General features: G+C 25.8%; 14 protein-coding genes. 13 read left to right on the top strand and 1 reads right to left on the bottom strand.

Annotation, left to right across the window (positions count from 1 at the left end; genetic code table 11):
• Positions 1-38 precede the first annotated feature (38 nt).
• From ACYUDJ_RS10180 to ACYUDJ_RS10215, 8 genes are all read left to right on the top strand, one after another.
• Positions 39-650, top strand: coding sequence for a DNA-3-methyladenine glycosylase (locus ACYUDJ_RS10180; protein WP_003486981.1), 612 nt, complete (start codon positions 39-41; stop codon positions 648-650).
• A 66-nt stretch (positions 651-716) separates the two neighbouring features.
• A complete protein-coding gene (locus tag ACYUDJ_RS10185; RefSeq protein ID WP_460289614.1) occupies positions 717-2,948 on the top strand; it encodes a TaqI-like C-terminal specificity domain-containing protein in 2,232 nt (743 codons plus the stop codon).
• A 448-nt stretch (positions 2,949-3,396) separates the two neighbouring features.
• Positions 3,397-4,608, top strand: a complete 1,212-nt coding sequence (gene mtnK / locus ACYUDJ_RS10190) for an S-methyl-5-thioribose kinase (protein ID WP_003486977.1) — start codon at positions 3,397-3,399, stop codon at positions 4,606-4,608.
• Between the two features lie 159 nt (positions 4,609-4,767).
• Entirely contained in the window at positions 4,768-5,817 is a 1,050-nt protein-coding gene (gene mtnA, locus ACYUDJ_RS10195) for an S-methyl-5-thioribose-1-phosphate isomerase (protein ID WP_003486976.1), read from the top strand.
• Between the two features lie 215 nt (positions 5,818-6,032).
• Entirely contained in the window at positions 6,033-6,170 is a 138-nt protein-coding gene (locus ACYUDJ_RS10200) for a hypothetical protein (protein ID WP_003486974.1), read from the top strand.
• A 57-nt stretch (positions 6,171-6,227) separates the two neighbouring features.
• Positions 6,228-6,881 carry a class II aldolase/adducin family protein gene (locus ACYUDJ_RS10205; protein ID WP_003486972.1) on the top strand — a complete coding sequence of 218 codons (654 nt, stop codon included), beginning with the start codon at positions 6,228-6,230 and terminating at the stop codon, positions 6,879-6,881.
• A 173-nt stretch (positions 6,882-7,054) separates the two neighbouring features.
• On the top strand, positions 7,055-7,849 hold the full coding sequence (locus ACYUDJ_RS10210; RefSeq protein ID WP_003486971.1) for a DeoR/GlpR family DNA-binding transcription regulator: 795 nt from the start codon (positions 7,055-7,057) through the stop codon (positions 7,847-7,849).
• Positions 7,850-8,166: 317 nt separating this feature from the next.
• Complete coding sequence (locus tag ACYUDJ_RS10215; protein ID WP_003486969.1) at positions 8,167-8,526, top strand: LapA family protein; 360 nt, start codon at positions 8,167-8,169, stop codon at positions 8,524-8,526.
• Positions 8,527-8,744: 218 nt separating this feature from the next.
• Here the strand turns inward: ACYUDJ_RS10215 and ACYUDJ_RS10220 are convergent, their stop codons facing one another.
• On the bottom strand, positions 8,745-9,620 hold the full coding sequence (locus tag ACYUDJ_RS10220) for a cation diffusion facilitator family transporter (protein WP_003486966.1): 876 nt from the start codon (positions 9,618-9,620) through the stop codon (positions 8,745-8,747).
• Positions 9,621-9,867: 247 nt separating this feature from the next.
• Here ACYUDJ_RS10220 and ACYUDJ_RS10225 point away from each other — a divergent pair, with 247 nt between their 5' ends.
• The 5 genes from ACYUDJ_RS10225 to ACYUDJ_RS10245 all read left to right on the top strand — a co-directional run bounded on the left by ACYUDJ_RS10225 (position 9,868) and on the right by ACYUDJ_RS10245 (position 12,903).
• A complete protein-coding gene (locus ACYUDJ_RS10225; protein WP_003486964.1) occupies positions 9,868-10,596 on the top strand; it encodes a DUF421 domain-containing protein in 729 nt (242 codons plus the stop codon).
• Between the two features lie 162 nt (positions 10,597-10,758).
• Positions 10,759-11,124 (top strand): DUF4363 family protein, encoded by a 366-nt coding sequence (locus ACYUDJ_RS10230; protein WP_003486962.1) that lies wholly within the window; start codon positions 10,759-10,761, stop codon positions 11,122-11,124.
• Positions 11,125-11,266: 142 nt separating this feature from the next.
• Positions 11,267-11,605, top strand: a complete 339-nt coding sequence (locus ACYUDJ_RS10235) for a YtrH family sporulation protein (protein WP_003486960.1) — start codon at positions 11,267-11,269, stop codon at positions 11,603-11,605.
• Positions 11,602-12,075: a hypothetical protein gene (locus ACYUDJ_RS10240; protein WP_043031768.1), complete on the top strand. Its 474-nt coding sequence runs from the start codon at positions 11,602-11,604 to the stop codon at positions 12,073-12,075. Before ACYUDJ_RS10235 ends, ACYUDJ_RS10240 begins: the two co-directional genes overlap by 4 nt.
• 255 nt (positions 12,076-12,330) lie before the next feature.
• A complete protein-coding gene (locus ACYUDJ_RS10245) occupies positions 12,331-12,903 on the top strand; it encodes a TetR/AcrR family transcriptional regulator (protein WP_003486959.1) in 573 nt (190 codons plus the stop codon).
• Positions 12,904-13,460: the final 557 nt, after the last annotated feature.

Here is a 13,460-nt window from a genome sequence, read left to right on the forward strand (position 1 = left end):
ACATATGATTAAAATGTTGAGTCCTAGGAGGAATAAAATTGAGATTAACAAGGGATTTTTATGCTAAGGATGCTAGAGTATTAGCAAAAGAATTATTAGGAAAAGTATTAGTTAGAGAAATAGACGGTATTAGATTAAGGGGAAAAATAGTAGAGACAGAAGCTTATATTGGGGCTATAGATAAAGCTTCTCATGCCTATGGCGGAAAAAGAACTAAAAGAACAGAACCTCTTTATGGAAAACCAGGGATAGCTTATGTATATTTTATATATGGTAAGTATTTTTGTTTTAATATAATATGTAAAATAGAAGGGGAAGCAGAAGGGGTTCTCATAAGAGCAATAGAGCCATTAGAAAATATGGATCTTATATCAAAATTAAGATTTAACAAAGAATTTCAAGAACTAAATAATTACCAGAAAAAGAATTTAACTTCAGGTCCTTCAAAGCTTTGTATGGCTTTTAATATTGATAAAGAAAATAACTGGGAGGATCTATGTGAAAGTTCTAGATTATACGTAGAGGATAGTTATTATAATGATTTTGAAATTATTGAAGCTAAAAGAGTAGGAATAGATTATGCTGAGGAGGCTAGAGATTTTTTATGGAGATATTATATAAAAGATAATGCTTTTATTTCAGTAAAGTAGCAAGTACTTTTAAAATATAAATATTTAAATAAAATAGCTTTGTATAAGTGATATGGGGGATGAAATATGGGGGTAGGGTATAATTCATATAAAACAAAAGACATATCTTGCATAAACAAATATTGTAATTATTTGCAATTGGTATTTGAGGACTTATACGATTTAGAAAGGTTATATTTAAATAATGAAGATAAAACTTTATTTTGCAATAAAGCTCTATATGTGCTTATTAATAAAATAATAATTTCAAAAATATTTATGGAAAAAAATAATATAAAAGGTGAACTAGCTAAAAAGAATATAAAATATTATGCATTAACTTTAGATACTATAAATCTTGTAAACTTGGTATTTAATAATGTTGATAAAAAATTTTTAGAATTTATATTTAAAGATAATATAAAATATGAGCATATAAATCCTAGTTATTATAGTTTAGATAATGTAGATTTTCTGCATTATGAAGATAATTTATTTTATAGATATAATATATTTTTAAATAAAATTATAGATGAAATAAATAAATTTGATTTTATACATAGTAGTGGTGAAATAGGAGAAATATATGAAAAAATAATAGCCAAGGAATATAAAAAATCTATGGGGATATTTTATACACCAGAACATATTATTGATTATATATTGGAGAATGTTTTTTATGAATTTTCACCACTGGAAAACCCCTTTGTTAAAGTAATAGATATATCTGCAGGAGCAGGATATTTTATTATTAAAGCCTATGACAAGTTGGAAAAGATTTTTCTGGAAAATATAAAAGGTTTACAGGAAAAATATAAGGAAAATATTTATACTATTAAAAAAAGGGATGTAACTATTAATGTAACTGGTGAATATTATTGGCAAAAGGAAAATTTACATTACCATATAATTAATAATTGCATATATGCTGCAGATATAGATATATATGCCACTCAAATAATAAGTATAAATTTACTTTTAAAAGATGTACAGGCTTATGTAGGTAAAGTAAATATTGTTAATTGTGATAGTCTTATAAGGTGGGAAAAAGATTTCAAGCCTACTATTAAGTATTTAAATAATAAATATAAATTTAAAATATATAAAATAAAAAATAAAGATATTGAAGAATCTATTAATTATAAAAAGAGAGAGGTCTATAATTTTAAAGCATATTTTAAACTATATAAATTTTGGAGAAGGAAATTTGATTATATTATAGGTAATCCTCCATGGGTTTCTTTGTCTAGAAAGAATAAAAAAGCTTGCAGGGAAAATTCTTTAGAGTATTATATTAAAAATTATGGACAGTGTGTACATTCTCCTAATTTATTTGAATATTTTATTAAAAGAGCTTTAGAAAAAACAAAGGAAGAGGGATATTTAGCCTTTGTTGTTCCAATAAATTTTAGTAGAAATTCTCAATACATACAATTAAGAAATGAAATATTAAATGAATATGAGATTAAAAATTTATTCTTTAATATATCTTTCGCTGGAGTTATAACAGATGGAATGGTATTTATTTTGAAAAAAAATAAAAAATGTTTTAATAAAATAAAAATTAAAGTACAGGGAAAAGATGAATATAGAATAGATAAATATGAACTTTTTTCTTGTAACGAGTATGGATTCGCATATGATAATAATAGTTGTAATGAAAAAATAAAAAATAAAATTTTAGAAAACTCTAGTTTTTTATCAGAAATAAGTGATACCTTTACAGGATTTATAGGAGATTGTAAATATATTTATAAAGACAATGTAGACAAGTCTTGTATTAAAATATATAAAGGTAAAAATATAAAAAAATTTATATGTCATTCTTATTTTTATTATGATTTTAGAGATGAAAATATTAAAGGGGGAACAAAAGATTTAAAAAAATTAAAATATAGAGGCAAAATATTAGTTAGAAAAACAGGAAATGAAATTATAGCAGCTTATGATGCAGAAGGTATTATAATAGAGCAGTCCTTATATGGAATAATTAATTTAAAAGAATCTTTTAGTTATAAATATATATTAGGTATCTTAAATTCCCAGTTAATAAATTGGTATTATAAAAATTATTTAGTAACAAATAAAGAATCTACTCCACAACTAAAAAAATATAGATTAAATAAAATACCAATAAAAAATTGTAATAGAAATGTTCAAGGGGAAATAGAAATATTAGTAGATAAAGTTGTTCGAACTTTAAAAAATAAAAATGTGAAGGAAACGGAGTATTATTACAAAATGTTAAACCAAAAAGTGTTCAGTATTTATGGTATTAATGATATGAAAATAATAAAATATATAATTAATGATAAGTAAAAAATACAGGTGATATAAAGATAGGTAGAAATAAGGTCTTCATAATTACTATAAAATATATATAAATAAAAAAATGTTAATTTTGAACCAAGTAATATATTATTTTGTTCAAAATTATTTTTTTAAACAATAGCTTTAAGTAGATTTAATTCACATAATGCTGTAATAATAGTGTTTAAAAATGAAATAAAATAACAAAACATAACAAATTACATGAAAAATATTGACAGGTAAATGTTTGCAATGTTATTATTTCCATATACCTTATAAAATAAAGTTACAAAATACAAACAAAAATATCCAAAGGTTACTTAAAATAAGATGTCCTCCTTTATAAAATACAATACAAAGATCAGTAATCTTTGGATGGTTTTTTTATTTCACTAAGATATGAATTATTATGAGTTTAATTTAAATTAATATAAATTATTTATGGGGGTGTGTCTATATGGCAGAATATAAGCCAATGGATTGTGAATCAATAATAAAATATATTAAAGAGTTAAATCTAGAAACCTTTGATGAAAATGCGGATTTAACTGCAAAAGAAATTGGAGATGGGAATTTAAACTTAGTTTTTAGAGTTAAGGATAGTAATACAGGAAAATCTGTAATTATTAAACAAGCTCTTCCTTACTTAAGAGTAGCTGGAGAGGGATGGAAATTAACTGTAGAGAGAAATAGAATTGAAGCTGAAGCTATGATAGAACAGGATGAAGCTTGCCCAAACAGTGTGCCTAAGGTCTACTATCATGATAAGGATTATAACCTTTATGTAGCAGAAGATTTAGGAAATATGGACATGCTTAGAACTGGGTTAATGAATATGAAAAAATATCCTAAGTTCCCAAATCAAATAGGAAAATTCCTATCAAGAAATTTATTTTACACTTCAGACTTAGGATTAGGTGCAGTAGCTAAAAAATCTTTAGTTTCTAAATTTATAAATCCAGAACTATGCGATATTACAGAAAAATTAGTGCTAACTGATCCATATATGGATGCAGAATCAAATGATATAAATCCGGAAATTATGGATGAAGTTAAAAATATGTGGGGAAGAAAAGATTTTATATTAGAGGTTACAAAATTAAAAAATATATTTATGACTAAAGCAGAAGGTCTCCTACATGGTGATTTACATACAGGATCTATATTTATAACAGAAGATGATATGAGAGTTTTTGATACAGAATTTGCTTTTTATGGTCCCTATGGATATGATATAGGACTTTTATTTGCAAACTTTATTTTAAACTATATTTCTTGGGAAGGTAGAGAAGATAGATCAAAGGAAGAGATAAGGGAATTTAGAAAATATTTATTAGATGCTATAGAAGAAATTTGGCATGAATTTGAAAAGGATTTAAAAGAAATTTGGGAAAAAGATAGTAAAGAAATATCTTCAACTGTTGAAGGATATAAAGAATACTATATAAATAACTTGCTTCAAGAAACTGTAGGCTTTAGTGCCTGTGAAGTTATGAGAAGAATAGTTGGAATGGCTCATGTACCAGATTTAGATATCCTAAAAGATTTAAAGCAAAAGGCAAAAGCTCAAAGCTTAGGACTGAAAATAGGACAAGAAATGGTAATGAGAAGAAATAAAATAAGCAACATAGAAGATTTATCAGCACTTATTTTAGAACTAACAAAATAATATTTTAAAATATTTGTTTTTATCAGGTGCATTTATTTCTTTTAAAAAGAATACTAAAAAAACAATAGAATTAAAAAATAGTTGTTTTATATAATAAAATTTAAAAATCAAGAGGGATTAGAAAATGAAAAACACAGCATATAAAAGGGAGGATTAAAAATGGCAGAGTTATTAGCTATAAAATGGGATGACAATAGAGATAAGTTAATACTTTTAGACCAAACAATATTACCAAATAAAATTGAATATATAGAATATGATACTGTAGAAGGTGTATACGATTCCATAAAGGATATGATAGTTAGAGGAGCTCCAGCTATAGGAGTTACAGCAGCTTATGGTTTATACTTTGCAGCAAAAATAGCACCAGAAGATAATTTTGAAAATTTCTTTAAATATTTAAAAGAGAAATCCGCTTATTTAGATTCAAGTAGACCAACAGCTGTAAATTTATCTTGGGCTTTAAAGGTTATGGAAAGTAAAGCTTTAGAAAATAAAGATAAAGATGTTAAAGAAATAAAGGACATATTAAGAGAAGAAGCAAAAAGAATTCATGAAGAAGATATAGAAATATGCAAATCTATAGGGGAAAATCTTATAACTTTATTAAAGGATGGAGTTGGAATATTAACTCATTGTAATGCTGGACAACTTGCTACATCTAAATATGGAACAGCTACATCTCCCATGTATCTTGCAAAAGAAAAGGGTTGGAATTTTAAGGTCTATTCAGACGAAACTAGACCAAGACTTCAAGGGTCCACTTTAACAGCGCTAGAGTTGTATGAAGCAGGAATAGATGTAACTACTATAACAGATAATATGGCAGCTATGGTTATGTCTCAAGGTAAAATTGATGCGGTAATAGTAGGATGTGATAGGATAGCCGCTAACGGAGATACTGCTAATAAAATAGGAACTATGGGAGTTTCAATTTTGGCTAAATATTTTGGAATACCAATGTATATTGCTGCGCCAACTCCAAGTATAGATATGAATACAATAACAGGTGAAGATATACCAATAGAAGAAAGAAATTCAGAAGAAGTTATTTATAGATTTGGTGTTTATACAGCCCCAAAGGGTGTGAAAGTTTACAACCCAGGATTTGATGTTACACCACATGAAAATATAACTGCAATTGTTACAGAAAAGGGTATAGTATATCCTCCTTTTGAAGAAAATTTAAAGAAACTTTTTGAAAAATAAGAAGTTAGAAAGGGGCTAAAATAATGGCAGAACTTCTTAATATGAAAAATATAAAAAAGTCCTTTTCAGGTGTTCAAGTATTACATGAAATAAATTTGGTCATTGAAGAATGATGTAAGTTTTTCTGTAAGACGGGGAGAAGTATTTGGTATAGCTGGTCTTATGGGAGCAGGTATAAGTGAGGTGATATAAGTATTTCTCAAGATACTATAGGTATGGGAGTACAAGCAGTTGAAGTTGGTCTTAAAGCTATAAAGGGAGAACAGGTTGAAAAACATATATATACTAAATTCTTCCCAATAACTAAAGACAATGCAGCTGATGAAAATAACTGGGGAAATAAAGTAAAATAATAAATTGGGGGATCTTATCCCTCAATTTATTAATCACTTAGTAAAGAGGGTGACAATTTGAATAATGAAACATATTTAAGATTACAAATTGTAGAAGCAGGAAAAAGACTTCAACAGAGATTTTTTGTAGCTTCAAATGATGGAAATATAAGTGCTAAACTTGATGATAATACTATATTGATTACGCCTACAGGAGTTAACAAAGGAGAAGTAACTCCAGATCAAATAATAAAAGTAGATAGAGAAGGAAATATTATAGAAGGTCATATGAAGGTTACATCTGAAATAAAAATGCATTTAGCTGTTTATAATATGAGAGCAGATGTAAAAGCTATAGTTCATGCTCATCCACCAGCATCTACAGCTTTTTCAGTATCAAAAGAAAAACTAGATGATCCTGTTATTCTTCCAGAAGCAGTTTTTTCATTAGGGAAAATAGGATATTGTGAATATGGAACTCCTTCTACTGATGAAGTTCCAAAAGCCGTAGAAAAAGAAATACCATATAGTAATGTGCTTTTATTATCTAACCATGGGGCCCTTACAGTAGGGACAGATGTAATGCAGGCTTATTATAGAATGGAAAATTTAGAAATGGTTTCGAAAGTAACTATTTATTCAAAAATACTGGGAAATATAAAGACTTTAAATGAACTACAAGTGGAGAAATTAAATAAAGTAAAGGAAGAAAAAGGTTGGGATAAATTATAATTACTACCTATAAAGCTTTTCAGTAATCAGGTGAACATACTTGTAATAAAACCATTATGTTTAAATACTTATTTTGCAAAAAGTGGTGGTGGTGGGCAAGTTATACTATAACTTAGTTATATTTTGTTTTATAATTAATTATAAAATAAAAATATTAGGAATAGGTGAGAAATATGAAACTTAAACCTGAAATTAGAAGAGAAAAAATATTAACAGAAATAGAAGAAAATAAAACTGTAGATATAATAGAATTAAGTGGAAAATTACAGGTATCAGAAATGACTATAAGAAGAGACTTAAAAAAGTTAGAAAGCAATGGGAAATTACTTAGAACCTATGGAGGAGCTACCCGTATATCTGAAGGGGAATGTAAAAAGGTTGTAGATGATCCTTTAAAGGGTAGAATATTGAAAAATAAGGATGAAAAAGCCATTATAGGTAAATATGCAGGAGAATTAGTAGAAAATGATGATGTTATCATGATAGATGCTAGTACTACAGCTTTAGCAATATGTAAATATATAAGAGATAAAAAGGTAACAGTAGTTACAAATTCTATAAGTGTAGTAACAGCACTAGCTTCTTTTGACAATATAACAGTAGTAGTAGCCTGTGGAATCTTACGACATAGCTCTTTATCCTTAGTAGGTTCCTATGTAGAAGAATCTTTTAAGAAATTTAATATAAAAAAATCTTTTATATCAGCTAAGGCTTTATCTTTTGAAGCAGGACTTACAGATATAAATGCTTTTGAAGTAGAAACTAAAAAGGCCGCTATGTCTGTAAGTAAAGAGGTTATAGTTCTTTTAGATCACTCTAAGCTTAATAATGTGTCTCTTTTAAAGGTTTGTGAAACAAAGGAAATAAGTAAAATAATAATAGATGGCCTTAAGGAATTTACAGCGGAAGAAGAAGAATTATTAAATAAATTCAAAGCTAATGGTATAGAAGTAATAATAGCTAAATAATGTAGGTATACTTTTTAGCATTTATGTTTGAAAAGGATATACGTATTTTCGCTAGATATAAAGCTAAGATAGAAATGTATATTAAGATATATAAATGCCTATAGATGAAATAAATTTCAAGAATAAGTCTTAAAAGATTAATTATCTAAAAGTAAGAAAGAATAATATTAAGTTTAAAGTTTTTAGACTTAGTATTATTCTTTCTTATAATTTAAACTATTTTAATTTTATGAATTTGTTTAAGATAAGTAAGTTGATAGTAGTACAAAAATTGTTGTATTATATAGTTATTACATAAAATAAAGGGAGGATTTTTTATGAGAAATGGATTTGTATTTTCTCTTATAATGGCACTTATTGTAGCTATATTTGCTATACAAAATGCAGCAGCTATACCAATAAAAATTTTGTTTTGGGAAATAAATTTTTCTTTAGCAATTATAATCTTATTATCAGCTGTTATAGGAGCAGTTATTACAGGTATTATGGGAATAAAAAAAGAGAGAGGTATAAAAAAACAAAATAAAGATATTTCAAATAAAATAGAAGAACTAGAAAAAACCAATGCAGATTTATTAGATAGATTAGAAAAATTAAGTTCAGATTCTAAAGATGAACATTACATAAAAAAGGTAGATGATAAAGAAATAGTTTTAGACAACGAAAATAAGAAGTAATTCTACAATGTTTATTTAGAATAAAAAGAGTGTGTCTTAGAATAAGATAGATTAAATTTTATATTATTAGGATAAAAAAGGTACTTCATAAACCAATTCATTTCCCTAAAAAGTTTTAAGTAGGATTATATTAAAAATTTTTTGCCAAGTTAAGGTACCTTTTGTGGTTTCATGACCAGTTACGTCTAGTGATATGACTGGTCATGTTTTAAATTTTATTATTCTCCATAAGGATTTACATGAACCATACAATGAATAATGTTATTGTTGCCCGCCTCTATTTTGTCATGGACTTTTTCTGCTATTCTGTGGGATTCTTTTAAAGATAAACTATAATCAAGAGCAATTTCCACATCTACATAAAGCTTGCTTCCATGGAGCCTAGTTTTTAATTCATCTATTTTTTCCACTTCTTTAATAGATTCGATTTGTTCTGTTATCATATTAATAGTTTTTTCATCAGCACAGTGATCTACCAGTTGATTTATAGAGTTTTTATAAATATCTATAGAAACTTTAATTATAAATATGCATATTACTAAAGATGCTATAGGATCTAATATTGGGTATTTGAGTCTAGCACCTACTATACCTATAAGAGTTCCTATAGATGAAAAAGAATCTGATCTATGATGCCAAGCATCTGCTTCAAGGGCTGTGCTGTTTATTTTTTTAGCTGCCTTTAAGGTATATCTATACATCCATTCCTTTGTTATTATAGATAAAATAGCAACGTAAATAGTTATTTTTGAAGGAACAGAAAAGTCTTTGTTTATTATAATCTTTAGGCCACTATAACCTATGAACAAAGCGGTAAAAAATAACATAGTAGCCAATAATTTAGAAGTTACCGCTTCAAGCTTTTCATGACCATAGGGATGATCTTTATCTGCAGGTTTAGAAGATATCTTAAGACCTATGATTACTGCAATAGTGCTTAAAACATCAGAGAGAGAATGTATACCATCTGCAATAGTAGCAGCACTATGTCCTATGATGCCAAATAATACTTTTACAAAGGACAAAATTATATTTACTACAATAGTTAAATTAGAAACTTTATTGCCTATTTTTAACCTTTCTTCATTTTCCATTTTTTCACCTCATTATTAATTGAAAATAAACACTTATACTATTATATGCACAATACACCATAAATGCAACAAAATAAACACAGAGATGATTTATCAATTGATATTAATAATTGAATATTATATATAATGAGTATCAATATTTTTATTATATGTTTTTAAGATAACAAGACTAATTTAAATGTATAAAAAAATAAAAGAGTAGGATACTAATTGTAGAAAAAATTTCTATAATTAGGGAGTGTTTTAATTGAATGAAGCTTTAGTTGCGTTTGTTAGAGCTATAATAGGATTTTTTACTCTTTTAATATTTGCAAGAATATTGGGAAAGCAGCAAATAAGTCAGCTTACTTTTTTCGATTATGTTCTTGGTATAACTATAGGGTCTACAGCCTCTACATTAAGTACAGATCTAGAAAGTACAGCTTGGTCCCATTGGATTGGGCTTTTAACTTGGTGCGGTATAGGATTTTTACTGCAATGGATAACATTAAAGTGGAGATATGCAGCTAAATATATAGAGGGGGAGCCGACTGTTGTAATAATGGATGGTAAAATAATGGAGGATACCTTAAGAAAAATGAAATATACAGTGGCAGATGTTTTAGAACAACTTAGAGGAAAAGATATTTTTGATTTAGCAGAAGTAGAGTTTGCAATATTAGAATCTGATGGGCAATTATCTGTATTAAAGAAACCAGAGGAAGAGCCATTAACAGCTAAAGATTTAAATATATTTAAGAGTAAAACAGGCATAAGCAGAGAACTTATATATGATGGAAAAATAGTAGAGGATAATTTAAGAGAAATAAATAGGGATAAAGAATGGCTAAAAGCTGAACTAAAAAAAAGAAATATTAAAGATTCATCAGAGGTTTTTTTAGCTACTATAAATCAAAATAATCAAATTTATATAGATACATATAAAGATCATCTAAAAAGAATAATAGATATAGGAGACTATAAAGGACCTTACTAATTGCTTTATCATATCTTATTATTTTTTGTATTTAAATTTATTCCATTTAAGCATTGTATTTATCTAAATATCAATTTTAATTAAGTAATAAAAGTATTAAAAAATAGAAATTAAGATGTTATTAAAGTTATATTTATGAAATAAATTTTAGAAGGTGATTATATGAGAAGATTTTTAGTAAGAATAATTCCAATAGTAACCTTAGGTTTTTTTGTTGCTGTTATGTTGAGTGCAGGTTATATGAAAAAGCCTAGAACCCAAGAAGAAAATGTAGATAAATTTATAAGTACTACAATAGAATATGTAAAAAATGAAGATTGGAGTAATGCAGAAAAGGAAGTAGAAAAATTAAATTTAGCATGGAATAAGGTTTTAAAAAGAGTTCAATTTAGTTCAGAATTAGACCAAATAAATTATTTAGGTGAAAGTATAGATAAAGCTAAAGGTGGAATAATTGCAGAAGATAAAGGTATAAGTTTATCTAATTTAACAAGTTTTTATGAAGAATGGCAAAATATAGGTAAATAAGTATAGAATAAATTTAAAACTATAAATTATTGTTGGGCAAAATTAAAAAAACAAATTATCTATATAATAATATAGAAGAGAATAAAAAATAATACCAAATCATAAATCTATAAAGATATATAATATTTTTTAGGTGAATTTTATGAAAAGCTTTTTGGCAAATTTAGTATATAGCTTTATGGTATCTTTTGGAGTAATAGTAGGAGCAAGCGCTTTTTCAGGTATTGCTGCAATTTTGTTAAACCACCCTCCTTTAAAGATTATGTCCGATATATCTAATTCCGTAAAAATATGGGCAGTAGCTACAGCATTAGGGGGAACATTTTCCTCTTTTTCTATTTTGGAAGAGGGAATATTTAAAGGGGAGCTAAGGGGAATGCTAAAACAAATATTTTATATTCTTGCCTCCTTAATAGGTGCTAACTTAGCGGTAAATAGCATAGAACTTTTACAAAAATGGGGAGAATATTTTAATAGATGAATAAAGAAAATAAATATTTTTTTTCGTTTTGTGTAGGGTTAGTTATAGGAGGGACAATAGGTATAATTTTTTTTAGTTTATTTATAAGTTATAGAATAGAAAACTATCATAGAAAAATAACTTATTTAAATAATATAATAGAAGATCAACAGGTTAGGTTAGAGGGATTAGAAAATAAATTAAGCAAGAAAGAACTTATAGTAAAAAAAATAGAAGTAGACATTAAATTTAAAAATAAGGAAATAGAAGATGAATTAGTAAGTATTGAACTAGAAAAACACATAAAAGAAAAGTTTAATAATTTAATTGGAAAAGAATTAGAGAAAATAGATGGTGACATATTGGTACAAGTAGTAGATAGCAGAATAATGAAGATAAAGAATAAACAATATAAAGTGAAAGTAGAAAAAATAATTATAGCTCAAAATATAAAATTTTATATACAAATAGAAGAATTTCAAAGTGATTAGAGTTTTTGCTATTTTATGTTTTAATTTTATATTATAGATATAATGACTACTTTGGAAAATATTATTCATATTAGAGAACTTCATTTAAAGCTTAGAATAAATAAATATATATATTAAATAAGGACATACAACTATAAATAATTAGTTGCTTTTAGTTGAAATAAAATGCATGTAGTAATAATTGACAATAGATGCTGTAGAAAGTAAAATATATTGATATATAATGAATTTAAGTTCATAAATGAGGTGTTTAATATGCCAAAAATAATAAAAGATATAGAAGAGAAAATAAGTAGTGCATCAATAAGGCTTTTTGGAGAGTATGGATATGAGGCTGTGGATATGAAACTTATCGCTAAAGAATCTGGAGTAGCAGTAGGTACTTTATATAACTATTATTCTAGAAAAAGTGAACTGTTTCTAGAAGTTTTCGTAAAAAGTTGGGAAAAGACTTTATCAAAATTAAAAGAAGAGAGAAATAAAGATATAAGTAAAGAAAAAAAAATAAATAAATATTTAGAAATATTATATGATGATATAGAAATGAGAAAAGGAATTGGTAACCAAATTATAAAGATAGATTTTAATATTAAGAATTCTAGAGAAAGAGAACAATTTGTTTATTTTAAAGAAAAAATTATAGGTGAAATACAGGAAATTTTTAATGAACAAATTTCTGCAGATGTAATAGAAAAGAAATATGATGTATCTATTAGACTTATAGAGACAATATTTTCTGTAATAAGAGTAATGATTGAAAATCATAAAAAGGACAGAAGAGATAATTTAGATTTTTTAAATACTATATTCTTATCTTTTATGAAATAATTTTTATATTTAACATTAAATAAAAAACCCTATAAATATTGGGTTTGTATATGCTATGTAATAATTAAAGTATATAGAATTTTATTAATATTAGTATGCATTGTAAAAAACATATTATAATAAACATTTATTAATAAAAGCTTTGTCTATAGCATTTTTTTATAAATATATAAAAATATTTTAGAATACCTTATAATAGATAAAGAAGGAGAAATTATAAAATATTTTAGTATATTTTATAGAACAACACATAAAATATGTTAAGCAGGTTAACTTATTAAATTGTAAAAATATCAAATAAAGCAATATATTATTAGGAAAAATGTTAGCCTGAAATTTAAAATGCCTTCCTTGATTTATTATATACACACACAGGAAAAGGCTGCCTTAAAATATAAACAGGCAGTCTTTTTATATATTCTAAAAAATATAATATTTAAGTAGAATCTGTTCTGTTAATAGTTTTTATATTACTTTATATTGTACTTTTAAAAGGGTATGTATAAACTGAGTATATTCATACAAAAAACAAAATATTAAATTAATGGTATAATAGT

Source organism: Clostridium sp. CTA-6 (assembly GCF_054768115.1).

Bases quoted from the DNA above. Each gene is read 5' to 3' on its own strand.
- mtnA (WP_003486976.1), top strand. From the start codon at position 4,768: ATGGCAGAGTTATTAGCTATAAAATGGGATGACAATAGAGATAAGTTA.
- ACYUDJ_RS10220 (WP_003486966.1), bottom strand. From the start codon at position 9,620: ATGGAAAATGAAGAAAGGTTAAAAATAGGCAATAAAGTTTCTAATTTA.
- mtnK (WP_003486977.1), top strand. From the start codon at position 3,397: ATGGCAGAATATAAGCCAATGGATTGTGAATCAATAATAAAATATATT.
- ACYUDJ_RS10230 (WP_003486962.1), top strand. From the start codon at position 10,759: ATGAGAAGATTTTTAGTAAGAATAATTCCAATAGTAACCTTAGGTTTT.
- ACYUDJ_RS10210 (WP_003486971.1), top strand. From the start codon at position 7,055: ATGAAACTTAAACCTGAAATTAGAAGAGAAAAAATATTAACAGAAATA.
- ACYUDJ_RS10245 (WP_003486959.1), top strand. From the start codon at position 12,331: ATGCCAAAAATAATAAAAGATATAGAAGAGAAAATAAGTAGTGCATCA.
- ACYUDJ_RS10240 (WP_043031768.1), top strand. From the start codon at position 11,602: ATGAATAAAGAAAATAAATATTTTTTTTCGTTTTGTGTAGGGTTAGTT.
- ACYUDJ_RS10235 (WP_003486960.1), top strand. From the start codon at position 11,267: ATGAAAAGCTTTTTGGCAAATTTAGTATATAGCTTTATGGTATCTTTT.
- ACYUDJ_RS10200 (WP_003486974.1), top strand. From the start codon at position 6,033: ATGGGAGTACAAGCAGTTGAAGTTGGTCTTAAAGCTATAAAGGGAGAA.
- ACYUDJ_RS10215 (WP_003486969.1), top strand. From the start codon at position 8,167: ATGAGAAATGGATTTGTATTTTCTCTTATAATGGCACTTATTGTAGCT.
- ACYUDJ_RS10185 (WP_460289614.1), top strand. From the start codon at position 717: ATGGGGGTAGGGTATAATTCATATAAAACAAAAGACATATCTTGCATA.